The organism is Lactococcus garvieae (assembly GCF_016027715.1).
GTDB lineage: Bacteria > Bacillota > Bacilli > Lactobacillales > Streptococcaceae > Lactococcus > Lactococcus garvieae_A.
The window spans coordinates 1,698,973-1,722,159 of record NZ_CP065691.1 but is presented as its reverse complement, the minus strand read 5'-3'; the positions used below and the strand labels follow the sequence as shown (position 1 = coordinate 1,722,159).

General features: G+C 39.3%; 23 protein-coding genes and 1 tRNA gene. 19 read left to right on the top strand and 5 right to left on the bottom strand.

The genetic code is table 11. The annotated features are described in order from the left end of the window. Positions 1-214 precede the first annotated feature (214 nt). Entirely contained in the window at positions 215-1,579 is a 1,365-nt protein-coding gene (gene mnmE / locus I6G50_RS08620; RefSeq protein ID WP_081167440.1) for a tRNA uridine-5-carboxymethylaminomethyl(34) synthesis GTPase MnmE, read from the bottom strand. Positions 1,580-1,713: 134 nt separating this feature from the next. On the opposite strand from mnmE, the gene I6G50_RS08615 reads away from it, so the two are divergent. The 4 genes from I6G50_RS08615 (at position 1,714) to rpiA (ending at position 4,979) form a co-directional block, all read left to right on the top strand. Continuing rightward, positions 1,714-2,424, top strand: a complete 711-nt coding sequence (locus I6G50_RS08615) for a pseudouridine synthase (protein WP_197908581.1) — start codon at positions 1,714-1,716, stop codon at positions 2,422-2,424. Positions 2,425-2,426: 2 nt separating this feature from the next. After that, on the top strand, positions 2,427-3,152 hold the full coding sequence (locus tag I6G50_RS08610; RefSeq protein ID WP_197908579.1) for an ABC transporter ATP-binding protein: 726 nt from the start codon (positions 2,427-2,429) through the stop codon (positions 3,150-3,152). Continuing rightward, positions 3,142-4,233 carry an ABC transporter permease gene (locus tag I6G50_RS08605; RefSeq protein WP_197908577.1) on the top strand — a complete coding sequence of 364 codons (1,092 nt, stop codon included), beginning with the start codon at positions 3,142-3,144 and terminating at the stop codon, positions 4,231-4,233. Before I6G50_RS08610 ends, I6G50_RS08605 begins: the two co-directional genes overlap by 11 nt. A 74-nt stretch (positions 4,234-4,307) precedes the next feature. Continuing rightward, entirely contained in the window at positions 4,308-4,979 is a 672-nt protein-coding gene (gene rpiA, locus I6G50_RS08600) for a ribose-5-phosphate isomerase RpiA (protein ID WP_197908576.1), read from the top strand. 43 nt (positions 4,980-5,022) lie between these two features. On the opposite strand, the gene I6G50_RS08595 is transcribed toward rpiA, so the two are convergent. Further along, the gene (locus I6G50_RS08595) at positions 5,023-5,475 is read right to left on the bottom strand and encodes an NUDIX domain-containing protein (protein WP_197908574.1); all 453 of its coding nucleotides are present in this window, start codon (positions 5,473-5,475) and stop codon (positions 5,023-5,025) included. A 118-nt stretch (positions 5,476-5,593) separates the two neighbouring features. On the opposite strand from I6G50_RS08595, the gene mreC reads away from it, so the two are divergent. The 6 genes from mreC (at position 5,594) to I6G50_RS08565 (ending at position 11,792) form a co-directional block, all read left to right on the top strand. Then, positions 5,594-6,451 (top strand): rod shape-determining protein MreC, encoded by an 858-nt coding sequence (gene mreC / locus I6G50_RS08590; protein WP_197908572.1) that lies wholly within the window; start codon positions 5,594-5,596, stop codon positions 6,449-6,451. 2 nt (positions 6,452-6,453) lie between these two features. Next, positions 6,454-6,957, top strand: coding sequence for a rod shape-determining protein MreD (gene mreD / locus I6G50_RS08585; RefSeq protein WP_003136136.1), 504 nt, complete (start codon positions 6,454-6,456; stop codon positions 6,955-6,957). Between the two features lie 145 nt (positions 6,958-7,102). Beyond that, complete coding sequence (locus I6G50_RS08580; RefSeq protein ID WP_197908570.1) at positions 7,103-8,455, top strand: CHAP domain-containing protein; 1,353 nt, start codon at positions 7,103-7,105, stop codon at positions 8,453-8,455. 184 nt (positions 8,456-8,639) lie between these two features. Continuing rightward, entirely contained in the window at positions 8,640-9,851 is a 1,212-nt protein-coding gene (locus I6G50_RS08575) for a coiled-coil domain-containing protein (RefSeq protein ID WP_197908568.1), read from the top strand. Positions 9,852-10,061: 210 nt separating this feature from the next. Further along, on the top strand, positions 10,062-11,192 hold the full coding sequence (gene dnaJ / locus I6G50_RS08570) for a molecular chaperone DnaJ (RefSeq protein WP_197908567.1): 1,131 nt from the start codon (positions 10,062-10,064) through the stop codon (positions 11,190-11,192). Positions 11,193-11,264: 72 nt separating this feature from the next. Beyond that, complete coding sequence (locus tag I6G50_RS08565; RefSeq protein WP_003136140.1) at positions 11,265-11,792, top strand: YqeG family HAD IIIA-type phosphatase; 528 nt, start codon at positions 11,265-11,267, stop codon at positions 11,790-11,792. A gap of 172 nt (positions 11,793-11,964) precedes the next feature. Here I6G50_RS08565 and zwf read toward each other — a convergent pair whose 3' ends face one another. Together zwf and I6G50_RS08555 are read right to left on the bottom strand one after the other, a co-directional pair. Further along, positions 11,965-13,452 carry a glucose-6-phosphate dehydrogenase gene (zwf, locus tag I6G50_RS08560; RefSeq protein ID WP_081167469.1) on the bottom strand — a complete coding sequence of 496 codons (1,488 nt, stop codon included), beginning with the start codon at positions 13,450-13,452 and terminating at the stop codon, positions 11,965-11,967. 23 nt (positions 13,453-13,475) lie between these two features. Further along, positions 13,476-13,655 carry a hypothetical protein gene (locus I6G50_RS08555; RefSeq protein ID WP_003136142.1) on the bottom strand — a complete coding sequence of 60 codons (180 nt, stop codon included), beginning with the start codon at positions 13,653-13,655 and terminating at the stop codon, positions 13,476-13,478. A 110-nt stretch (positions 13,656-13,765) separates the two neighbouring features. Here I6G50_RS08555 and I6G50_RS08550 point away from each other — a divergent pair, with 110 nt between their 5' ends. From I6G50_RS08550 to I6G50_RS08525, 6 genes are all read left to right on the top strand, one after another. Then, positions 13,766-14,611 carry a sulfite exporter TauE/SafE family protein gene (locus tag I6G50_RS08550; RefSeq protein WP_003136143.1) on the top strand — a complete coding sequence of 282 codons (846 nt, stop codon included), beginning with the start codon at positions 13,766-13,768 and terminating at the stop codon, positions 14,609-14,611. Then, positions 14,608-14,976 carry a DUF1634 domain-containing protein gene (locus I6G50_RS08545; RefSeq protein WP_197908565.1) on the top strand — a complete coding sequence of 123 codons (369 nt, stop codon included), beginning with the start codon at positions 14,608-14,610 and terminating at the stop codon, positions 14,974-14,976. The genes I6G50_RS08550 and I6G50_RS08545 overlap by 4 nt, the downstream gene beginning before the upstream one ends. A 47-nt stretch (positions 14,977-15,023) precedes the next feature. Then, positions 15,024-15,106 (top strand) — tRNA-Leu (locus tag I6G50_RS08540). 235 nt (positions 15,107-15,341) lie between these two features. Then, positions 15,342-16,181: an aldo/keto reductase gene (locus I6G50_RS08535; protein WP_197908563.1), complete on the top strand. Its 840-nt coding sequence runs from the start codon at positions 15,342-15,344 to the stop codon at positions 16,179-16,181. Between the two features lie 291 nt (positions 16,182-16,472). After that, on the top strand, positions 16,473-16,679 hold the full coding sequence (locus I6G50_RS08530) for a hypothetical protein (RefSeq protein WP_003136146.1): 207 nt from the start codon (positions 16,473-16,475) through the stop codon (positions 16,677-16,679). A gap of 10 nt (positions 16,680-16,689) precedes the next feature. Beyond that, positions 16,690-17,574, top strand: coding sequence for an NAD(P)-dependent oxidoreductase (locus I6G50_RS08525; RefSeq protein WP_197908561.1), 885 nt, complete (start codon positions 16,690-16,692; stop codon positions 17,572-17,574). Positions 17,575-17,627: 53 nt separating this feature from the next. Here the strand turns inward: I6G50_RS08525 and argS are convergent, their stop codons facing one another. Continuing rightward, complete coding sequence (argS, locus tag I6G50_RS08520) at positions 17,628-19,316, bottom strand: arginine--tRNA ligase (RefSeq protein WP_081167485.1); 1,689 nt, start codon at positions 19,314-19,316, stop codon at positions 17,628-17,630. Between the two features lie 422 nt (positions 19,317-19,738). Between argS and argR the strand changes: the two genes are divergently transcribed. The 3 genes from argR (at position 19,739) to mutS (ending at position 23,136) form a co-directional block, all read left to right on the top strand. Further along, positions 19,739-20,185, top strand: a complete 447-nt coding sequence (argR, locus tag I6G50_RS08515) for an arginine repressor (RefSeq protein ID WP_081167488.1) — start codon at positions 19,739-19,741, stop codon at positions 20,183-20,185. Next, positions 20,175-20,516, top strand: a complete 342-nt coding sequence (locus I6G50_RS08510; RefSeq protein WP_197908559.1) for a YlbF family regulator — start codon at positions 20,175-20,177, stop codon at positions 20,514-20,516. Before argR ends, I6G50_RS08510 begins: the two co-directional genes overlap by 11 nt. A gap of 112 nt (positions 20,517-20,628) precedes the next feature. Continuing rightward, positions 20,629-23,136: a DNA mismatch repair protein MutS gene (gene mutS, locus I6G50_RS08505; protein WP_197908557.1), complete on the top strand. Its 2,508-nt coding sequence runs from the start codon at positions 20,629-20,631 to the stop codon at positions 23,134-23,136. Positions 23,137-23,187 lie beyond the last annotated feature (51 nt).

Sequence of the window (23,187 nt, the reverse complement as noted above, 5' to 3'; positions counted from 1 at the left end):
TCCTTTGCAGGTTGTTTTTACCATAATCTCTCTGTTGAGCATGATTATCTACAACGGAAAGAAAACACGGAAATCTTACACAAGGGATGGAACAAGAATCTTTACATTCGGTTTTGCTGTATGTTTTATCTCTTTCATTGGTTCGGCTTCAATATTGCTAGCCATTTTCATGCGATGGCAATGAAAAAACATAAGGAGTATCTCCTTATGTTTTTTATTTTCCTAAACAGAATTGGCTGAAAAGCTGAGTAATCAACTCATCTGGTGCAGCTTCCCCAGTTATTTCTCCTAAGAGTTGCCAACACCGTGTAACGTCTACTTGGATTAAGTCCACAGGAAGTCCCATAGCTAAACCATTGTTTGCTTCTTTCAGAGCTCCTAAGGCTTCTTCAACAAGTCCGATATGGCGCGCATTAGATAAAGTGGTCGCATCTTTTGCTTCGATTTCTCCAGAAAAGAAGAGCGTACGTATTTGCTTTTCAACTGCGTCTAAGTTTTCATTTTTTAGCGCAGAGATACGGATATAATCCTCAGGAAGCTTTTCGAGCTCAATTTTTTCTGGCAAGTCTGTTTTATTGAGCAGAACTATACGGTTGCTGGATGATGAAACTTCTAAAAGTTCCACATCTTTAGCTGTCAAGGGTGAGGAAGCATCCAGAACAAGAAGAACTAAGTCAGCTTCTTCCAAGGCTTTTTGACTCCGCTCTACACCTATCTTTTCCACTACATCTTCAGTTTCGCGAATACCTGCAGTATCAATTAATTCTAGAGGAACGCCACCAATGTTGGCAAACTCTGTAATCACATCACGTGTCGTTCCAGCAATGTCAGTGACGATAGCCTTTTCTTCACGTAAGAGTTGGTTGAGCAGGCTGGATTTTCCGACATTAGGACGGCCGATAATTGCAGTTCTTAAACCCTCACGGAGAATTTTTCCCCGCTTAGCGGTTGCCAGTAAAGTTTCTAAGAGCTGTTCAAAGTGCGCCGTTTTTTCCAAAAGCATTTGGCTGGTCATGGTTTCCACGTCATCATATTCAGGGTAGTCAATATTAACTTCTACTTGAGCCAATGATTCCAAGATTTCTTGTCGTATGTTGTTAATAAGATTTGAGAGACTACCATCAAGTTGTTTAATAGCAATATTAGCAGCTTGATCTGTTTTAGCTCGAATCAAATCCATTACTGATTCTGCTTGAGCTAAATCGATGCGGCCATTCAAGAAAGCACGTTTTGTAAATTCCCCTGGCTCAGCTAAGCGAGCGCCTGAGCGGAGTAAGAGTTGTAAAATTTCCTGAGTTACAGCGATTCCCCCGTGGGTGTTAATTTCAACAAGATCTTCGCGCGTGAAAGTTTTGGGTGCGCGCATAACAGAGAGCATCACTTCATCGACGAGACGTTCCTGCTCAAAGATATGTCCATAGTTTATGGTGTGTGAAGCCACCGTGTCCAAGTCTTTTCCTTTAAAAACCTTCTTAGCGATAGCAACAGCATCACTCCCCGATAAGCGGACGATTGCAATGGCTCCTTCACCTAAAGGTGTGGAGATTGCTGCTATTGTGTCAAATTCTTTTGTTATCATATAATTATTTTACCTTATTACTAAATTCAATATGCCTTATTATATAACAAGTAGCGATAAAAATAAAGATGAGTCGACTAATCGTCGAAGGGTTATCTTATCTATATTTGAGAAAATTCTAGTAAAATAAAAGTATGAGATTGGATAAATATTTGGCGGAAGCCGGAATGGGTTCACGCAAAGAAGTAAAGTCGGTGCTTAAGACCGGAAAAGTGACTGTGAATGGCAAGGTCATCAAAGATGGCAAGATGCATGTTGATGAGAGTAAAGATCAGGTAAACTATGGGGAGCAGCTCTTAAGCTATCAAGAGTTTTATTACTATTTACTGAATAAACCCGCAGGTGTTGTTTCAGCGACAAAAGACAATATAGATAAGACGGTTGTTCAATTGTTGAAAGCGCAGGATTTTCGAGCGGATATTTTTCCGGTCGGGCGTCTTGATAAAGATACTGAAGGGCTTCTTTTGCTCACAAATGACGGAGCGTTGAGTCATAATCTCTTAAGTCCCAAAAAACATGTAGAAAAAGAATACTTTGCCCAAATACGAGGACAAGTTACGGAAGAAACGATTCAACAATTTGCAGTGGGTCTGACTTTGAAGTCCGGTGAAGCAGTAAAACCTGGCGAACTTTTTATTGAAAAGTCGGACGCGGAAAGTAGTGAGATTCGCCTAATTATCCATGAAGGGAAGTTTCATCAGGTTAAACGAATGTTTGAAGCGGTCGATATGAAAGTAACTTACTTGAAGCGTATTCGAATGGGAAGTCTACAACTTGATAAGACATTGAATCTAGGAGAATATCGTCCTCTAAAGAGTGAAGAAATCAAAAAGCTAAAGGAGTAGCTATGGAAAAAGTTGTTTCTATAAAAAATCTAAGTGTTGGATTTGATGGGCGTGAGGTTCTGGAAAATCTTTCATTGGAATTGTTCTCAGGACAAATCATTGGGCTTATTGGCCCATCTGGTTCAGGAAAATCAACTTTTATTAATGCTCTGTTAGGCATGATTAAGACAGATGCAGGTGAGATAAAAATATTGAATACTCGAATACCAAATCGAGAAATTATGAATGAGATTGGCTTTATGGCACAGTCTGATGCACTCTTTTCTGAACTTACAGGCCAGCAAAATATGGAATTTTTTGGAGCGCTTCAAGGAAAAATTGGAAAGGAAAAAATGAGGCAAGCGGCTGCCACAGTTGGCTTGACGACGGAACTTTCTAAAACAGTAGCAAAATACTCAGGAGGGATGAAGCGTCGTTTATCCTTAGCAATAGCTTTACAGACAGATGCCCCCATATTGCTCTTAGATGAGCCAACTGTTGGTATTGATCCTGAACTACGCCAAACCATCTGGAGTGAATTAAAGCGACAAGCAGAAAGAGGAAAAGCTATTCTGATGACCACTCATGTAATGGACGAGGCCGAACGGTGTGATCAAGTTATTTTGTTGAGAGCAGGTAAATTTGTAGCACAAGGCAGTCCAGCAGAATTAAAAAACGAATTTCATGTGTCGAGTATCGAAGAGGCTTTTATTCAAGCAAGACAGGCAGGTGATTCTTATGAGAGTTAAGGCTATTTTTAAACGAATTTTACTGCAGCGCTTAGGGGATAAACGAAGTTTGGCTTTACTTTTTCTCGCGCCTTTAGTGATTTTAAGTTTATTATATTTTCTGCTTCAAGTTCCTTCAGATGTGAAGTATCGTGTGGGACTAGAAAGCAATAGAGCCGATTTGTCAAAAGTGCTCAAGCAAAATGATAAGTTGGACATTGTTTTATCAAATAATCCTTCGGAGATCAGAGAAGTGATAAATGAGCAGAATTTAGATGCTTTTGTCAAGGCTGATGGAAACAAGATAGAAATAACCTACGCCAATAAGGATACCTCAAAAACTCAGACTATTTCCCAACTTATTACCCAGTCTAGTCAGAAGCTGCATGTTCAAGTGCTGGAAAAACAATCTGAAAAAAAACGAGACGGTACTTTGACAAATACACCTCAATCTTCTGGTTTTAGGATTGAGAACCATTATCTTTATGGTGATTCTTCTCTTAGTTTGTTTGATAATCTTGCTCCTGTTTTAGTAAGTTTCTTTGTTTTCTTTTTTGTCTTTTTGATTTCAGGAATCTCCTTAGTCAATGAGCGAACCAGTGGGACTTTGACCCGAATGTTGGTTACTCCAGTTAGACGTAGTGAAATTGTAACGGGATATACGCTAGCATATGGATTGCTGGCATTTATCCAGACTGGTTTAATCGTATTTTGGACACGCTATGTTTTGCAGCTACAAGTCCTAGGAAACTTTTCTTTGGTATTGGTAATTAATGTATTGATTGCTATTATAGCCTTGTTAGTGGGACTTTTGTTGTCTGCTTTAGCGAAAACCGAGTTTCAGTTTATTCAGTTTGTTCCTGTTGCCATAGTGCCTCAATTCCTCTTTTCGGGGATTATTAATGTCGATACAATGTCTGAGCCCTTGCGCTGGATTGCGCATCTTATGCCCTTATATTATGGAGTTGACGCCCTTCAAAAAGTGATTAAACAAGGAATGGGGCTAGCAGACATAAGTTTTAATCTGATTCTCTTATTTATCATTGCTGCATTATTGTATGTAGCCAACGTTTTTGCTTTAAAAACATTGAGAAAAACTTAGAGCTTCAAATAAAAAGATGGAAAATCCATCTTTTTTGTTATAATATTTAGGAGAGTCTTTGGAGGAATTTAATAATGGATAATTTAAAAAAACAAGTTGGAATTAAAGCGGCGGAGTACGTAAAATCAGGAATGGTTGTTGGTTTAGGAACAGGATCAACAGCAGCTTTTTTCGTTGAAGAGTTAGGACGACGTGTGAAAGAAGAGGGTTTAGAAATAATTGGCGTAACCACTTCAAATATAACGAGTCAGCAAGCAACAGCTCTTGGTATTCCACTTAAGTCCATCGATGAGGTAGATGTGGTGGACCTTACTGTAGACGGTGCAGATGAGATTGATGCCCAACTTAATGGTATCAAGGGTGGCGGCGCGGCACTACTTATGGAGAAAATTGTCGCGACATACTCGAAAGATTATATCTGGATAGTCGATGAGAGCAAACTCTCTGAAAAACTTGGAAGTTTTAAAGTTCCTGTAGAAGTTATTCCTTATGGCTCAGAACAACTTTTCCGTAAATTTGAGGCAGCTGGTTATGCACCAAGCTGGCGAATGGAAGGTCAAAATCAGCTCATTACAGATATGCAACATTACATCATTGACTTGCATATCTCTGAAATTGCCGACCCAGAAAAATTAGCTGAAGAACTTGATTTAACGGTAGGAGTTGTGGAGCATGGTCTCTTTAACAACATGGTGAAAAAAGTTATTGTTGCAGATCAGTCAGGTGTTAAGCTAATTGAAAAATAAAAAAAGAAGGAGTCCCTTCTTTTTTATTTGTTTAGGTACTTGATCAGAGCGTGTTAAGCCATTGCTCAACGCCCCATTTATGAGAGCCACGTTTGAGTTTTTCAATAGCTGTTTGGTTATCAAACCAAAATATTTTGTTAAAGTCTTCGAGAGGAGCTTGATCAAAATGAGCATCTATCGTTTCATAAATATAGGCAGGGTTGCAAAAATATTTATCACGATGAGAGCTATAGAAATACTCATCCGCTTGTCCAAAATAGCGGCCTAAAGTGGCAGTTGCCCCCAATTCTTCGAGGAGTTCTCGTTCTAAGGCGAGTGCGTGGTTTTCATCCGCCTCGATTTCTCCGCCTGGGAGAAAAAAGGCGCCGTTTGGTGCTTGTACAAGGCAAATTTCACTATTGTTTTCACGTGAAACAATACCATAAACTCCATAACGGTACATGTAGTCTACTCCAGTAATTTTTTCGCCAAAGACAGGAATTTCTTGTTGAGTCATGATTGTGGCCCTCCAATATATTTTATAGAAGAAATTTTACTTATATTCTATCAAAAAGTTGACAATTTTGATAAAATAAAGAGGCTAAACAAAGCTCTTGCGAAGGGAAAAATGAACAGTGAAAAAATTTAATCTTAGTAAAATGATTATTATTGCCTTAATTATTGTTATTTCAGCATTTACAGCAATTTTTATTTCGGCAGACAACTTTAAAAATAATAAAAATCCATCTGCGATGACTCAGATTATCAATGACGGGACAGGGGCAGTAGATAGAATAATTGGAGCGCCAATCCGTTTTGTACAGGACAAAGCGAATCAAGTTGGAAATCTCTTGGATACTTATAAACAAAATCAAGCACTTAAAACACAAGTTTCAGAATTAAGTGATTCAAAAAATAATAAAGAAAGTCTAGAAGCCGAAAATAAAGAACTAAAGGCAGCTCTTAAGCTTCAAGAAACTCTAACAGATTATAAGAGTATTTCAGCAAATGTTATCACACGTAATCCATCCAGTTGGGCTGATACATTGGTTATTGACAGTGGAAGTAATCAAGGTATTAAAAATGGACAATTGGTTATGGCAAATGGTGGTATTGTTGGGCGTGTCAGTCAAGCAAACGAAAGTAGCTCAAAAATTTCTTTACTTAGCTCGGAAAAAGGTATTGAAGCAAAAATTCCTGTGCGCTTGGGCAACACAAGTGATCCAGTAAATGGGCTACTTACCAGTTACGATGCAGACCAAAAAGCTTATGTTATAACTTCCCTTGTAGGAACAGGAAATATTGAAAAAGGAAGTCAAGTGTTCACAAGTGGCCTTGGGGGAGATTCACCGCGCGATCTTTTACTGGGCACAGTACTTGAGGTAAAAGAAACAGATCAAGGTTTGAATCGTAAAGTATACGTGAAACCTGCAAGTAGTTTGTATGACATCCGATTTGTCTTTGTTATTCAAGGCATGATTGGAGGAAACTAGGTATGAGCCGTTTTAGCTTTCAATTTTTTAGTCCTTTGTTTCTTTTTTTCCTTCTTTTGCTTGATGGACAGTTGACGCACTTCTTTACAGCTTTATCGGGAGGGAGTGTTATTCCTGTTAGCCATTTACTTTTAATCTTTATGGTTTACACAGTGACTCAGCACCGTCATAGCTATGTCCTTATCGTGGGAATTCTTTTAGGTATTATCTATGACAGCTACTTTCTGGGCATTTTTGGCATAGCAAGTTTAATTTTGCCGTTGATCGCTCTTTTTGTCTATAATATCCAATCCGTTGTCTTTACAAATCGCTGGACACGTTTGTTTACGGTGATTATTATCGTTGCAGCTTTTCAAGTTTTGAGTACCCTTATTGTGGCTTTAGTAGGCGTTGTTAAAGTTGATTTTATTAGTTTTATTGTCCGTCAACTTGCTCCTACTTTAGCTTTAAACATCTTCCTCGCACTCCTGCTCCAATGGCCTTTGGAAAAGATGTATCGCCTTTGATAAGCGGCGTTTTGTAACAAAAAGGTAAAAAATGTATCTTTATAGATATCAAATTGACTTGGATAAGTTACAAAAGAGTGTTATACTTGGGATTATCTTGGCGTTATATTTATAAATCTATAGAAAACGAGAAGAAAAGAAAAGTATGAAAAAGAAATTAGTTACAGCCTTAATGTTATCGACGGTAATTTTATCATCGGGCGCAGCCCTTGGTTCAGTTAAAGCCGATAGCACAGACGATCAAATCGCAAAACAAGATGCTGCTATTAGTGCGGCTAAAAGTTCATCTTCTGCTGCACAAGCAAAAGTAGAAGCGATTCAATCACAAATAGACAGTTTACAATCTAAAAAGACTTCTACAGCAAAAGAAGTTAATAAATTGATGAAAGAGCAAAAAGAACAATCTGCACAGATTGCAAATTTGCATAAAGATATCAAAGAACGCAACACCGCCCTTGAGGCTCAAGCACGTAGTGCCCAAACAAGTGGCTCAGCTACAAATTATATGTCTGCCATTTTGGATTCAAAATCTTTAACAGATGCAATTCAAAAAATGACAGCAATGGCCACAGTTTCTGGTGCCAATAAAGCTATGCTTCAAAAACAACATGAAGATGAAAAAGCTATCCAATCTAAGTTGAAAGACAATGAAGCAAAATATGCTAAAGCGACTCAACTTCAACAAGAGTTGACAGCACAAAGCAACGAGTTGGCAAGCCAAGAAGCCGCCCTCAAAGTTGCACAATTGAGCTATCAATCAACAATTGCTAGTTCAGAAAGTAAAAAACAAAGCTTACTTGATCAAAAAGCAGCCGCAGTAGCTGCACAAGAAGCTGCAGCTAAACAAGCAGCCGCAGTAGCAGCGCAACAAGCTAAAGCAGAAGAAGCTGCACAAGCAGCTCAAAAAGCTCAGGAAGAACAAGCAGCTGCAGCTAAAGTAGAAGATACAAAAACAGCTGAAAAAGAATCTACAGCTGTAAGTGTGCCGGTGCCAGTTGTTACGACAACACCAGCAGCCGCTGCTTCTTCATCAAATAGCAACACAAGTTCTAATACAAATGTAGCTTCAAATTCAAATGCTAGCTCAAACGTAACTACAGATTCAAGTTCAAATTCAAGTTCTAATACAAACACAAACAGTAATACATCTGGTAACTCAACTACTACTCCTCCATCAAGCGCAGCTAATCCATATCCATGGGGACAATGTACTTGGGGAGTTTGGGAGTACTTCGGTGGAAGCATTCCAACATATGCTGGTAATGCTGGTGACTGGGTAGTTTATGCTAATAGTGGACCTGCCGTAGGTACAATTGCTGTATTCCCTCCAGGTAATCAAGGTGCAGGTGGCGTAGGTCACGTTGCGGTTGTAACTGCAGTTAATGGTAGCAAACTTACTATTTCTGAAACAAACTTCTCAGGCCCTAATGGTGGTGGTCTCGGAATTCGTACGACCCGCGAAGTTTCATCTGCAGGTGTAAGCTTTATCCGTCCATAATAATAAAATAAAAAGCGAGTAACTTTCTAAAATTATTCGTTTTTTTGTTCTTTGATAAAAACAAGCAAAGTTCAGAAACAAACTTAAAAGAAACTGTAACTCTAATGTTACAAAGCGACCCTAGGGTCGTGATACAATATAATATATTCACCGAACTAACCTAGGGAGGCAAATTAAAAATTTTATGAAGAAAAAACTTATTACAGCATTGATGCTTTCGTCTGTTGTCCTTACTACAGGCGCACCTTTTGCTGCCGTAAAGGCTGATTCTACAGATTCAAAAATTGCACAGGAAGATTCAAAAATTGCCAGTGCTAAAAGTGAAGCTGCTAAAGCGCAGTCACAAGTGGATTCAATTCAATCACAAGTGAGCACTTTAAAATCAAAGCAATCATCAATGACTAAAAAAGTTAATGAGTTGATGGCTCAACAAAAAGAACAATCTCAAAAGATTCAAAAGTTGAGTGAAAGTATTAAAGATCGTAATACTGCACTTGAAGCCCAAGCGCGTAGTGCACAAACTGATGGTTCAGCTACAAGCTATATGTCAGCTGTATTGGATTCAAAATCTTTGACTGATGCAATTCAAAAAATGACAGCAATGGCAACAGTTGCTGGTGCAAACAAGTCTATGATTCAACAGCAAGAAGCTGACCAAAAAGATATCCAAAGTAAGTTAGCGGATAATCAAAAAAAATATGCTGAAGCGACTCGTCTTCAACAAGAGTTGGACGCGCAAGCAGGTGAATTAGCAGCGCAAGAAGCAGCACTTAAAGTTGCCCAACTTAATTACCAAGCTACAGTGACAACTGCAGAAGGTAAAAAAGAAAGCTTGTTAAGCCAAAAAGCAGCAGCTGAAAAAGCAGCTCAAAAGGCCGCTGCCGCACAAAAAGCAGCAGCTAAAAAATCTGTAGTTGTACAACAAGAGCAAGCAGTGAAAAATAATACTACTGCTGTATCTTCAACGCCAGCTACAAGTAACACAGGCAACACAAGTGGAAATGGTAATTCTTCAACACCGACTCCTACTCCAACACCAGATCCGACACCAACACCAATTCCTACACCGGATCCAACACCGACTCCAGGTAACAGTGATAAGAACCCTTATCCAGCGGGCCAATGTACTGCTTTCGTATGGGATTACTTTAATGGAAACATGCCAACATACATGGGTAATGCTGGTGACTGGGTAGCTTATGCGAACAGTCCCGCAGCAGCGGGGACAATCGCAGTGTTCCCTCCAGGTAATCAAGGTGCCGGCGGCGTAGGTCACGTTGCTGTTGTCCTTTCTGTATCAGGGACTAAAATGACCGTTATTGAAGGAAACTTCAATGGTGGCTGGGGAACAACACGTGAGTGTTCGACAGCTGGCGTAAGTTTCATCCGTCCATAATAAATGATATTCAAATACAAACTTCGGTTTGTATTTTTTTAGGAAATATTTTAGCACTCTACGCTAAAGAGTGCTAATTTTTTTGCCAAAAGTCATAAAAAATGATAAAATATATTATAGTAGCTGTGAATGCAGACTACTCTCAAGGAGCGCAGGGCTGTCGTGCCATGTAAGGCTCCTAATATTCCATGTCAAGAAGGTTTAAATTATATGAATAACACAGAATTTTACGAACGCCTAGGTGTGGATAAAAATGCCAGCCAAGACGAGATTAAAAAAGCTTATCGAAAGATGTCTAAAAAATACCACCCAGATATTAACAAAGATCCGGGTGCAGAAGACAAATACAAAGAAGTTCAAGAAGCTTATGAAACTTTGAGTGATGAACAAAAACGTGCCAGCTATGACCAATATGGTGCAGCGGGAGCCAACGGTGGCTTTGGAGGCGGTCAGGGTGGATTCTCTGGTTTTGATGGTTTCCAAGGCGGTGCTGGCTTCGGTGGATTTGAGGATATCTTCTCAAGTTTCTTCGGAGGTGGGGGTGGACAGGTTAATCCAAATGCACCTCGCCAAGGTGATGACTTACAGTACCGTATCAATTTAACATTCGAAGAGGCAATCTTTGGTGCTGAGAAAGAAATCAAGTACAATCGTGAAGAACTTTGTCATACCTGTGCGGGCTCTGGGGCAAAACCTGGTACACACGCTGAAACATGTCACAAATGTCATGGACGTGGTCAAACACAAGTTATTCGTGATACACCTCTAGGTCGTATGTCAACAAATGTGGTCTGTGATGTTTGTCATGGCACAGGTAAAGAAATCAAATCACCTTGTCCAACATGTCACGGTACAGGTCATGAAAAGCTTGCTCACACTGTTAAGGTAAAAGTTCCAGCAGGTGTAGAGTCTGGTCAACAAATGCGTCTACAAGGTCAAGGTGACGCTGGTACCAATGGCGGCCCATATGGTGACCTCTATGTTCGCTTCCAAGTAGCTGCGAGTGATAAATTTGAACGTGATGGTAGTGAAATCTACTACCAGATGCCTTTGAATTTTGTGCAAGTCGCTCTGGGTGATGAAGTTGAAGTGCCAACAGTTCATGGGAATGTTAAGTTGAAGATTCCTGCAGGTACACAAACAGGAACAAACTTCCGCCTTAAAGGTAAAGGAGCGCCTAAACTACGTGGTAACGGTCAAGGGGATCAGCATGTCGTTGTCAATATTGTTACTCCAGATAAATTAAATGATGCACAACGCGAAGCTTTACGTGACTTTGCTAAAGCTAGTGGTCAAAATGTATCGGAGCACAAAAAAGGTTTTTTTGATAAATTTAAGTAAAAGAACTGTCCTTGGACAGTTCTTTTATATTGGTAATTAGGTAAATCAAGCCTGATTTGATATAATATTTTTATGAAACTTGTGAATTATAAACCAGATTATCTCTTAGAGGCTGTGTATAACTTGGATGTGGAAAACTTGAAAAAGAAAGACATCCGCGCAATCATGGTCGACTTGGATAACACTCTTATCGCCTGGAACAATCCAGACGGTACACCGGAACTGCATCAGTGGTTAAAAACAATGCGAGAAAATGGTATAAAGATTATTGTTGTCTCTAATAATAACCGTGAACGTGTACAACGTGCGGTTGCAAAGTTTGATGTTGACTTCATCTCTAGGGCGATGAAGCCTTTTGCCTGGGGAATTAACAAGGCACTGATTAAGCTTCAGGAGCGGCCCGATCATGTTGTTATGGTGGGAGATCAATTGATGACAGATATTCGTGCCGCACATCGTGCAGGCGTACGAAGCATCTTAGTGAAGCAGCTGATAGCGTCTGATGGCTGGAGTACAAAGTTTAATCGTTGGCGAGAACGACGTGTTTGGCGAAAATTGATTCGAAAATATGGGCCACCTGAATGGAAGACGCGACTATAACTCTGTTATAATACAGAGTTTTTAAATAGCCAATAAGTAGGTTTTCCACTGTTTTTTAAGACTTATCCCAAGTTTTCCACAGTTTTACACAACTTATTAACAAATATGTGGAAAACTGTGAATAAAGATGTGGAAAAAAAAGAAACTCCATCAGGGTGAAGTTTCTTTTTTTTTACATTAATCCTCGTTCTTTATACCATTGATCAGGCTGCCAAATCCAGTGGTTACCATCTTTTTCAAGAAGGTCAAAGGCTTCCTGAGGGCCCATTGAGGCTGCAGGATACTTTGGAAGCTCTTGGGGGGCCTTATCCCAAGCTTGACGTATAACATCAATCAGTTCCCAAGAGCGAGAAACTTCTTCCCAGTGTGAGAAGTTTGTTCCGTCTCCATTAAGGACATCTAGAATCAACTTCTCATAAGCTTCAGGTGAATTTCCCAAAATCGCTGCATCGTGTCGATATCCCAGCTTAATCGGAGTAACATCAAAGCCTTGACCAACTTCTTTGCCGTTAATAGTAAGAGAGAAACCTTCAGTAGGCTGAATATATATTGTGAGGATATTTTCCCCAAGAGTCGTTTCAAAAATATTATTGGGGTCTTGTTTAAAGACAATATTGATACGTGTTCCTTTTTCTGTGAGACGTTTCCCGCTACGTACATAGAAAGGAACGCCATCCCAACGCTCGTTGTCAATAAGGAATTTTCCTGCAACAAAAGTTTCAGTATTAGAATCAGGAGCAACAGAAGGCTCTGAGCGATAAGCAGTATAGCTTTTTCCGTCAATCTTGCCTTCAATATATTGGCCAGGGATAAAGGCTTCCAGAGCCTCTTGCTCGGAATATTTGCGTATGCTATGCAAAGCTTTGACTTTTTCATTTAAGATATTTTCTTGTGTAAAAGTCTTAGGCTTTTCCATGGCAAGTAGAGCAAGGACTTGCAAGACGTGATTTTGAATCATATCTTTCAGTGCCCCACTTGTTTCATAGTACCCTCCACGATCTTCAACGCCGATACTTTCGGCAAAAGTGATTTGAATATTATCAATGTGCTCTTTATTCCAAATTGCCTCAAACATTTGATTAGCAAAACGAATAGCAGATACAGATTGAATCATTTCTTTTCCGAGATAGTGATCAATACGGAAAGTTTGGCTTTCAGCAAATACATCTTTCAGAGCAGTGTTAAGAGACTGAGCTGTTTCTAAATCACTTCCGAAAGGTTTTTCGATAATAACACGTTCGAATCCTTTTCCAGTCAGAATATTTTCAGACTTGAGATGATTGGCAATAATTGAGAAAAATTGTGGAGCCATGGCAAGATAAAAGACCTGATTGCCTCCAGTATTATATTTTTCTCTGAGCTGATCACCCAATTCTTTGAGGGCATGGTAGTGACTGCTGTCGTTCACATCATGGCTTTGGTAGTAGAAGTGGTTAGAAAATGTTTCAAGCTCTTCTTCATTATTGCTTAAGCCGTTTAAAGACTCGATGACTACTTGACGATAGTATTCATCAGTCCAAGGGCGGCGAGCGGTACCAATCACCGCAAAGTTGTCAGCTATCTCACCTTTTTTGTAAAGTTGAAAAAGTGCGGGATACAGTTTGCGCTTTGCTAAGTCACCTGTTGCGCCAAACATTGTAAAAAGTACTTGTTTACTCATAAGTCTCTTCTTTCTATTGATAATCAAACATCATTTTCAGCATAGTCGATATAAGTGTCGACATAGTCAAGATAATCCTTGCTTAATTGTGCCTTGATTTCCTGATATTCAGCTTCTGTATAGTCACGCTCAGCAATTTTAGCACGATAAAAAGGCAAGTTTAATTCTTTTTGAAGTCTTTCTTCAAGCTCTTTACGATTCATAATGATTTCCTTATATTTAGTAAAAGTTACTACTAAGAAAATTATATCACAAAATTACTTATGAGCTCTCCAACTGAGCTTGTTTCCACTTAAAATGTTAGAATAGAAATATGTCTTTATTAACTTTTACACTTTTAATGCTCTTGCTTGGTGTCGTAGCCGGTATAGTAGGGAGCATCTTAGGACTTGGCGGTGGAATTATTATCACCCCAATCATTACATCGTTTTTTGGCGTTGATATAAAATATGCTATTGGAGCCAGTATTGTAGCAGTCATCGCGACAAGCTCCGGAGCTGCTATATCTTATTTAAAAGATGATCTTGTCAACGTTCGTGTTGCCATGTTTTTAGAAATTTTTACTACTATTGGTGGTCTTTTAGGTGCTATTTTAGCTGGTTTATTTAATGCAGCAATACTTAACATTCTTTTTGCGTGTTTACTTATTTTTCAAGCATACAATATGTGGCGCAAACTTCATCAAGGAGAAAAGGTGTTGCAAAATGTAACTGCTGATAAGTGGGCGGAAAAAATGAAACTTAACTCCTCTTATTTTGATAAGCAGACAGGAGAAGAAGTTGCTTATCAAGTAGAAAAAGTGCCCGAAGGTGCTTCAATTATGTTTGGAGCAGGTATTGCATCAGGACTTTTAGGAATAGGTTCAGGTGCATTTAAAGTATTAGCTATGGATACAATGATGAAGATGCCTTTAAAACCATCTACAGCCACATCAAACCTGATGATTGGCGTAACGGCTGCAGCTTCTGCCACAGTTTACTACTTTAATGGCTATGTGGATCCCTCTCTTGCAGGACCTTTGGCGATAGGAATTGTAGCGGGTGCAGCAATTGGCTCACGCATCATGCCCCACTTGCCTGCCCGAACAATTCGGTTAATCTTTATTCCCGTAATTGGTTTAATGGCGCTACAGATGATACTTAAAGGACTTGGATTATGATGGAAGAGAAAGAAAACTTATTAGAAATAGAACTTAGAATTGGAAAGATTCTCAGAGCTGGTGTTTTTGTTAGCTCAGTGGTCATTATTATCGGTTTGTTAATGTTTGTCCTTACAGGACATTCAGGCTATCCTGGAAATACTTATCCACGTGGCTTCTCGGAAATTACAAGAGGTATTGTCGAATTTAAACCTTTTGCGTGGCTTATGGCGGGACTTTTCCTTCTTATTTTGACACCTGTACTTCGAGTACTTGCCTCCATCTTTGCTTTTGCCAAAGAAGGGGATAAACTGTATGTCTTTATAACGTTGATGGTGCTGGCAGTGTTGGTTTTAGCTATTGTTTTAGGACATACAGCAGCGTAAGATAATTCTTGCAAAACGCTACCTAAATTGGTATTATAGGTAGTGCTGGGGGAGTGGTGGAATGGCAGACACGCATGCTTCAGGTGCATGTGCTCGCAAGGGCGTGGGGGTTCAAATCCCCTCTCCCCCATTAAACTTTGAACTTATAAATCTTTTTGTTCTAAGATTTATAAGTTCTTTTTTTATACCGTTCTGTTTAAGTAAACTTGAGTTCTATATTGTGTGACGAAGCTGGGGTCAGCTATTATTTTTAAAATAATAGTAAACAGGGTATTTTATACTTACCTTTAACCTATGTTAGAATAAAATTATACGGAAAAATGCATTTGTTTTCTGTAAAAGTTCAGATATAGGAGGATTTACTGATGAAGACACCTTTAATTACTATGAATGATGGACATCGCATACCATCTGTTGGCTTAGGTACCTACCAGATTCGAGGAGGAGAAGGACTTGATCAAGTCTTGACAGCTATTCAGAGTGGGTATCGTCTTTTAGATACCTCAACGAACTATGACAGTGAGGGTATTGTGGGTGAAGCAATCCGTCGTTCAGGAATACCACGTTCTGAGTTTTTTGTAACGACTAAGCTACCTGGGAAATACCATCCTTTTGATGATGCACTCGCAATGATTCAAGAATCTCTATTTCGTATGGGATTAGAGTACTTTGACTTATACTTAATCCATTGGCCATTGCCAAAACGTGGCCTCTATGTCGAAGCTTGGAAGGCCTTAATACAAGCGCAAAAATTGGGACTGATACGTTCCATCGGTGTTTCAAACTTTGAGCCGGAACATTTAGACAAAATTATTGAAGAAACAGGAGTTACTCCTGCAGTTAACCAAATCGAAATTCATCCTTATTGGGTCCAAGAGCGAATGGTGAATGCTAATAAAGAGCGGGGTATCGTTACGGAAGCATGGAGTCCTTTGGGACGAGGAAATGATGCCATGGAAGAGTCTGTAATAACAAACCTTGCAGAAAAATATGGTAAGACAGCGGGCCAAATTATTTTACGTTGGCATGCAGAACGAGGAGTTCTGCCTATTCCAAAATCTCGCAACCTCGTACACCAAAGGGAAAACTTAGAAATTTTTGATTTTGAGCTGACTCAGGATGAAATTGAACAGATTAATTCCCTGGAAAAATCACACGGACGCATTGATGGTCAAGACCCCAACGAATATGAAGAATTTGACTAAAGCTGATAAAAATTTAAAAACCTAGGATAGGAAAAATACCAAAGAGCTACTCTTCTCTTTGGTATTTTATTATCAACATACAGCATCATATAGTTATTCGTGTGCCTAGCTTTCTCAGAGAGGAACCCTGATATTTGAAATCTGTTGTTTTTTAATAAAACATGATAAAATAAGAAAAACAAAGATAAAGCGATTAGCGAGAGTGCTTGGAAACGAGGGCAAATGAGTTTTTCCCCTCTTATAAGCAAGTTCCCACGCTGAGGCGGTATTTTTTATTGTATGAGGTGAAATATGGTAAGAAGACTAACAAAAGAAGAGTTGCAAGGATACATCGATGCCAATCCTTTGCGTGCTTTGGCAAATATTGGCGAAGAAGTGGGACTGACTCGTGTAGGTATTGAAAAATTGCTCAAAAGCTATAAGCTCGAAGATTATCGGAACCAAAAAATAAAAGCTTTGCGCCGAGCAACAGCAAGACAAAAGAGATTGAGTAAATAAGGAGAAAAACATGGCAAAAATTGGCTTTATTGGTACAGGTGTTATGGGAGCAGCGATGGCAGGACATTTGCTTGCTGCAGGACATGAACTTTATGTTTATAATAGAACAAAGTCAAAGACAGACGATTTAGTGGCGCGTGGTGCAAATTATTGCCCTACTCCTAAAGATGTAGCAGCCGAAGCGGAAATCATCTTTTCTATCGTGGGCTATCCCAAAGATGTGCGTGAGATTTACTTTGGAGAAGAAGGAATATTTAAGGCTAATATACAGGGCAAAGTGTTCGTTGACATGACGACTTCAGAACCAGCTCTAGCTCAAGAAATTTATCAAGCTGCGAACGCCTCACAGGCTAACGCTTTAGATGCTCCTGTATCAGGAGGAGATATAGGCGCAAAAAATGCCAGTTTGACGATTATGGTAGGAGGAGACGAGGAGGTTTATACCCAAGTCTTACCTTACTTTGAAACCATTGGTAAAACAATAGCTTACCAAGGTGCTGCAGGAGCAGGACAACACACTAAAATGGCGAATCAAATTGCTATCGCGGGTACAATGACAGCGATGACTGAGCTCATGGTTTATGCAGATAAAGCAGGTTTAGATGTTGAAAAAGTACTACAAACAGTTGGTGGCGGCTCAGCAGCAACTTGGTCTCTGACTAATTACGCACCACGTATTTTGCGTGAAGACTTTAGTGCAGGATTTTTTGTGAAGCACTTCATCAAAGACTTGGGCATCGCTTTGTCGGAAGCGGAAAAGATGGGTATTGATCTTCCTGCAACAGCTGGCGCGAAGAAGCTCTATGATCGCTTAGCGAAAGATGGTTATGAGAACGATGGAACTCAGGCACTCATCAAACTTTGGTGGCCTGAAGGAGTAAGACCGAACAAATAAGAAGCAAAAAAAAATAGACCTTTAGGTCTATTTTTTATTTTTAAAACTAAAACTTACATTTCTTCTGGAGCTTCCACACCGAGCAGACGCAATGCTTCTTTCAAAACAAGAGAAGTAGCGTTAGCAAGCGCTAAACGGGCCTGAAGACCTTCATTGTCCTCAAGAATACGTACATGGGCATAGTATTTATTAAAAGCTTGTGCCAATGAGATTGAGTATTTTGCAATAATAGATGGTTCATACTTGTCAGCTGCACGTTTGACGATATTACCAAAGTCTTGGAGTAATTTGACGATTTCCCATGCTTCCGCAGGAGTTTCTTCAACGTCTACTTGACCAGGTACATAGTTGGCTTTACGTAAGATTGAGCGGATACGCGCATAAGCATATTGAACATAAGGTCCAGTTTCGCCTTCAAATGAAACCATTTCTTCCAAGTTGAAGTCATAGCCATTATTACGATCAGTTTTTAAGTCGTAGAACTTAACGGCACCTACACCAACTTGCTGAGCAACACGCTCTTTGTTTGGCAAATCGGGGTTTTTATCATTGATTTGTTTGAGCGCACGTTCTACTGCTTCATCAAGAGTTGTTTCGAGTTTAACAACGTGACCTTTACGAGTTGAGAATTTCTTCCCACCTTGAGTAACCATACCAAAAGAAACGTGTGTCATATTGTCAGACCAGTCGTATCCTGCTTCTTTAAGTACTGCTTTTAGTTGTTTGAAATGGTTTTGTTGCTCCCCACCAACGACGTAAAGAGATTTTACAAAGTTGAAAGTTGCTTTACGGTACATCGCAGTTGCCAAGTCACGTGTGATATAGAGCGTTGCACCATCTGTTTTCTTAATCAAAGCTGGATTGAGATTGTATTTTTCAAGATCAACAACCAACGCTCCTTTAGATTCATGCATAAGTCCTTTAGACTCTAAATCTTCAACAACAGCGTCCATCTTATCAGAATAGAAAGATTCGCCTGTAAAGTGGTCAAACTCAATACCTAATTTGCCGTAGATACGGTTAAATTCAATCAAGCTGACATCAGAGAACCATTTCCAAATGCGAAGGGCTTCTTCGTCACCTTGTTCCATTTTAAGGAACCATGCGCGGCCTTCCTCGTCCACAGAAGGGTCTTCTTTGGCTTCAGCATTGATTTGCACGTACAGTTTGAGTAACTCATCAATAGGATTTGCTGTAATTGTCGCTTCATCACCGTATTTTTTATAGGCCGTAATCAAGAGACCAAACTGTTTACCCCAGTCCCCTAAGTGATTAATCTTGATGGTGTTGTATCCCATTTTTTCATAGATTTTTGAAAGAGAATCCCCGATAACTGTCGAACGTAAGTGACCGATAGAGAAAGGTTTTGCGATATTTGGAGCAGACATATCAATCGGAACATTAGCACCTTGGCCGATATTTTGGTCGCCATATTCCTCTTTTTCAGTGATTACTTCGTTAATAACAGCTGTGGCTACAGCTTTTTTATCTAAGAAGAAGTTCACATAAGGACCAGTAGCAACTACTTTATCAAAGCCAGTAGCATCAATGTTCTCAGCGATTTCACCAGCGATGATTTGTGGGGCTTTACGCAAAGTTTTGGCTAAAGTAAAAGCTGGAAACGCGATATCGCCCATTTCTGATGATTTTGGTTTTTCAAGCAAATTTTCGATTTGTTCGAGCTCAAGCGCACCATCGAGTACGGCGAACAAAGATTTTGCTGCTAATAGTTTTTCATTCATGGAATAATTATACCATAATAGAAATAAAAAAGTATAGTGCTTAATATGAGGATTATTCTGTTTTTGAAGGTGATTGAGCCAAATAACTTATAGGATAAAGTGCTTTTTTATTTTAGTGTATATTTTTTAGTTACTCTGTGTGACTTAGTGGGAATAAAAGTAATAATTTCATATATAATGTATTTTTATACATGGATAGATAAATAGGATAAAATAACTATATCCTAGGAAAATACCCTTTATCTGCATGAGTCTTCCGTGTATTTTTATTCATAAATCTTTGTTAGAGATATGATAAATATATTTTATCGCTTAGATTTAGAAATAAAAACGCTATCAAAAATGTTGAAAAAGCGATATAAGTTGATATTTAATCACATTTTCTTATATTTTGTTGAGTACTTTTATGCTATAATAAACGTATGAAAAGAGAAGAACGATTAGCCTTAATTAAACAAATTATCTCTGAAAATAAGATTACGACACAAGAAGAGTTGCAAAGTGTTCTGGAATCAAGGGGGGTAAAGATTACGCAAGCGAGCTTGTCGCGCGATATTCGTGAGTTGCATATTATAAAGAAACGCGAAGATGGCAAGAGTTTTTATGTCTTTTTGACAGATTTCAATGCTCCCTCTCAATCTTTGCTTCACCAATATTTTACTAATTTTGTTCTTAAGGTAGATGTAGCCAGTGTAAATGTAGTTGTACATACCCACTTAGGGGAAGCAGATGTTTTGGCGAATGCTTTTGATGATGAAAAACGTCCTGAGATATTGGGTACTTTGGCAGGAGCAGATACCTTACTTTTGATATGTAAAGATGAGCAAACAGCTAAAACGCTCGCTCAGGAGATCGAAGATGCCCTATAAAGCAAGTAAAGAAAAATTAGTGGCTCACATTCTTGACTTGGACTATGTGCAAACTTTTCAAAAAGCCGAAAGAGTTCTTCAGGCAGAAAAGGAGCTTTTTGAGCAACAGGAGAAGATGAAAGAGTTGCAGAAAGAAGCGATTCTCTATCAAAAAATAGGTAAAATGCAGGCCTTCAAAGAGACATCCAATGCAGCACAAAAAATACACAAATCTTTAAAAAATGACCCTCTTGTCGAAGACTATCTCATCAAAATGCAACCCGTAGATGCGCTCTTACAGCATATAACGGGGGAAATTGAAAGCAAAGTCAACAAGGCTCTAGGAAACTGAAGATAAAAAAATGAAAGGGCGAGATGTCCTTTTTATTCTGTCTTTACCAAAGCCATAGGTTTGTTGTATGTTATAATAATAAGAAAGAATTTTCAAAAGAAAGAAGAATAATATGCCTGAAAAAATTTCACCAGGAATGCAGCAATATCTTGATATTAAAGCTGATTATCCAGATGCTTTCTTGCTTTTCCGTATGGGAGATTTTTACGAACTTTTTTATGAAGACGCGGTTAATGCAGCACAAATTTTGGAATTATCCCTTACATCGCGGAACAAGAATGCTGAGAATCCTATTCCGATGGCTGGAGTACCCCATCATTCAGCAGATCAATACATCGAGCAGCTTGTAAACTTAGGGCATAAGGTTGCCGTTGCCGAGCAAATGGAAGACCCCAAGGCTGCTGTCGGCATAGTCAAGCGTGCTGTAACACAGGTTATCACACCGGGAACGGCTGTTGATGTTGGGTTGACCACAGCTAACAATTTCTTGGTAGCTCTTGATAAAATAACAGAAAAATTCGCTTTGGCTTACATGGATTTGTCTACGGGTGAGTTTAAAGCTACCCAGCTCCCTGATTTTTCTACAGCGATAAGTGAAATATCTTCACTTAAGGCCCGTGAAATTGTGGTAGGTTATGAACTAACGGAGCAGGATAGGCAAGTTTTCGAGAAACAAATGAACCTGATGGTTTCCGAGCAATTTGAGTTTGAAGACATCCAATCGGACTTATCTACACTTGAAAAGCAAGCTGCCTCAAAGCTCTTGTCTTATGTTAACCGGACACAGTTAAGAGACTTGAGTCATCTCCAAGAAGTTGAACATTATGAAATCAAAGATTTCCTGCAAATGGATTTTGCGACCAAGTCCTCACTGGAGCTGACAGCCAACAAACGTGAAGGGAAAAAACATGGCACACTTTATTGGCTATTAGATGCGACTAAAACGGCTATGGGAACCCGTTTGCTTCGGAACTGGGTCGATCGTCCTTTGATATCAGCAAGCCAAATTAAAAAGCGTGCTGACATTGTCCAACTTTTCTTAGATAATTTCTTTGAACGTGCGGACTTAATCGAAGCTCTCAAAGGAGTTTACGACTTGGAACGACTTGCCTCTCGGGTCTCTTTTGGTAAGGTGCTCCCTGTGGATTATTTACAGCTGGAGAATTCCTTGTCGAATGTTCCAGGGATAAAAAATGTTTTACTTGCTATGCAGGAACCGGCTTTAACGCCACTCATTGCGAAGCTTGATGAAATTCCTGAATTAACGAGTCTTATTCGGAGAGCAATTGATGAAAGCGCACAGCGCGTCATCACTGAAGGTGGCGTGATTAAAACAGGCTATAATGAACAGCTGGATAAATATAGAGAAGCTTTAGCCAATGGAACTTCGTGGATAGCCGAGCTTGAAGCAAAGGAAAAAGCTAGAACGGGCATCTCGACCTTGCGTATTGACTTTAATCGTAAAGACGGTTATTACTTTCATATTACTCAAAGCCAACTGGCAAGTGTTCCAGAGCACTTTTATCGAAAAGCTACTTTGAAAAATTCAGAGCGTTTTGGTTCAAAAGAATTGGCTGAAATTGAAGAAATAATGCTCGAAGCACGCGAAAAATCAAGTATTTTAGAATATGAACTTTTTGCACAGGTGCGGACAGAGACAGAACAATACATTTCTCGTTTACAAAAGTTAGCGAAAGCTATTGCCAGCATTGACTGCTTGCAAAGTCTAGCAACCATTGCGGAAAAGTACCAGTACGTTCGTCCTGACTTTACTCAAACGCGTAAAGTCAATATCGTAAAAGGGCGCCATCCGGTAGTTGAGAGTGTACTGGGTGCACAAGAATATGTGCCAAATGATATCAAACTTCCTGAAAAAACAGCCATTCAACTGATTACTGGGCCAAATATGTCCGGGAAATCCACTTATATGCGCCAATTTGCGATGATTGTGATTATGGCTCAGATGGGTTCCTTTGTTCCAGCAGAACGGGCAGAGCTGCCTGTTTTTGATGCAATTTTTACACGTATTGGAGCAAGTGATAACTTGATTTCGGGAGAATCGACCTTTATGGTTGAGATGATGGAAGCAAACCATGCCATTCAACATGCCACAGAGAATTCTTTGATTATCTTTGACGAACTCGGACGTGGTACAGCAACTTATGACGGGATGGCGTTAGCTCAGTCTATTATTGAATATATTCATGATAACATTCATGCGAAGACACTTTTTGCGACACACTATCATGAGTTGACAGACTTAGCTGACAATCTCAACGAATTAGAAAATGTTCATGTTGCGACCTTAGAAAAAGGTGGAGATGTAACCTTCTTGCACAAGATAACAGAAGGCCCCGCCGATAAGTCTTATGGGATTCATGTAGCCAAAATTGCAGGCTTGCCACCAAAACTATTAGAGCGTGCCGATATTATTTTACAAAAGCTTGAAAATAAACCTGTTATGAGTAAAGCTCCTGAAGAAGAAAAAGAACAGTTGAGTCTCTTTTCATTTGAAGATAATCATCAAGAGCTTATTGAAAAGTTAAGAGAAGCAAATGTAGATAACATGACTGCACGAGAAGCTCTAAACTTCTTGTGGGACCTTAAAGACAGGCTGTAAGATTTTGTTTTTTCTAGTAAAATTGCTAAAATTAAGTAAATATAATAAGTA

What these genes read in the sequence shown, in the direction of transcription:
- I6G50_RS08545 (WP_197908565.1), top strand. Translation starts at nt 14,608, where the DNA reads ATGATGGAAGAGAAAGAAAACTTATTAGAAATAGAACTTAGAATTGGA.
- I6G50_RS08550 (WP_003136143.1), top strand. Translation starts at nt 13,766, where the DNA reads ATGTCTTTATTAACTTTTACACTTTTAATGCTCTTGCTTGGTGTCGTA.
- argR (WP_081167488.1), top strand. Translation starts at nt 19,739, where the DNA reads ATGAAAAGAGAAGAACGATTAGCCTTAATTAAACAAATTATCTCTGAA.
- I6G50_RS08595 (WP_197908574.1), bottom strand. Translation starts at nt 5,475, where the DNA reads ATGACTCAACAAGAAATTCCTGTCTTTGGCGAAAAAATTACTGGAGTA.
- I6G50_RS08555 (WP_003136142.1), bottom strand. Translation starts at nt 13,655, where the DNA reads ATGAATCGTAAAGAGCTTGAAGAAAGACTTCAAAAAGAATTAAACTTG.
- I6G50_RS08580 (WP_197908570.1), top strand. Translation starts at nt 7,103, where the DNA reads ATGAAAAAGAAATTAGTTACAGCCTTAATGTTATCGACGGTAATTTTA.
- I6G50_RS08530 (WP_003136146.1), top strand. Translation starts at nt 16,473, where the DNA reads ATGGTAAGAAGACTAACAAAAGAAGAGTTGCAAGGATACATCGATGCC.
- I6G50_RS08605 (WP_197908577.1), top strand. Translation starts at nt 3,142, where the DNA reads ATGAGAGTTAAGGCTATTTTTAAACGAATTTTACTGCAGCGCTTAGGG.
- zwf (WP_081167469.1), bottom strand. Translation starts at nt 13,452, where the DNA reads ATGAGTAAACAAGTACTTTTTACAATGTTTGGCGCAACAGGTGACTTA.
- I6G50_RS08615 (WP_197908581.1), top strand. Translation starts at nt 1,714, where the DNA reads ATGAGATTGGATAAATATTTGGCGGAAGCCGGAATGGGTTCACGCAAA.
- mreD (WP_003136136.1), top strand. Translation starts at nt 6,454, where the DNA reads ATGAGCCGTTTTAGCTTTCAATTTTTTAGTCCTTTGTTTCTTTTTTTC.
- I6G50_RS08610 (WP_197908579.1), top strand. Translation starts at nt 2,427, where the DNA reads ATGGAAAAAGTTGTTTCTATAAAAAATCTAAGTGTTGGATTTGATGGG.
- I6G50_RS08535 (WP_197908563.1), top strand. Translation starts at nt 15,342, where the DNA reads ATGAAGACACCTTTAATTACTATGAATGATGGACATCGCATACCATCT.
- argS (WP_081167485.1), bottom strand. Translation starts at nt 19,316, where the DNA reads ATGAATGAAAAACTATTAGCAGCAAAATCTTTGTTCGCCGTACTCGAT.
- rpiA (WP_197908576.1), top strand. Translation starts at nt 4,308, where the DNA reads ATGGATAATTTAAAAAAACAAGTTGGAATTAAAGCGGCGGAGTACGTA.
- I6G50_RS08575 (WP_197908568.1), top strand. Translation starts at nt 8,640, where the DNA reads ATGAAGAAAAAACTTATTACAGCATTGATGCTTTCGTCTGTTGTCCTT.
- dnaJ (WP_197908567.1), top strand. Translation starts at nt 10,062, where the DNA reads ATGAATAACACAGAATTTTACGAACGCCTAGGTGTGGATAAAAATGCC.
- mnmE (WP_081167440.1), bottom strand. Translation starts at nt 1,579, where the DNA reads ATGATAACAAAAGAATTTGACACAATAGCAGCAATCTCCACACCTTTA.
- I6G50_RS08510 (WP_197908559.1), top strand. Translation starts at nt 20,175, where the DNA reads ATGCCCTATAAAGCAAGTAAAGAAAAATTAGTGGCTCACATTCTTGAC.
- mutS (WP_197908557.1), top strand. Translation starts at nt 20,629, where the DNA reads ATGCCTGAAAAAATTTCACCAGGAATGCAGCAATATCTTGATATTAAA.
- I6G50_RS08525 (WP_197908561.1), top strand. Translation starts at nt 16,690, where the DNA reads ATGGCAAAAATTGGCTTTATTGGTACAGGTGTTATGGGAGCAGCGATG.
- I6G50_RS08565 (WP_003136140.1), top strand. Translation starts at nt 11,265, where the DNA reads ATGAAACTTGTGAATTATAAACCAGATTATCTCTTAGAGGCTGTGTAT.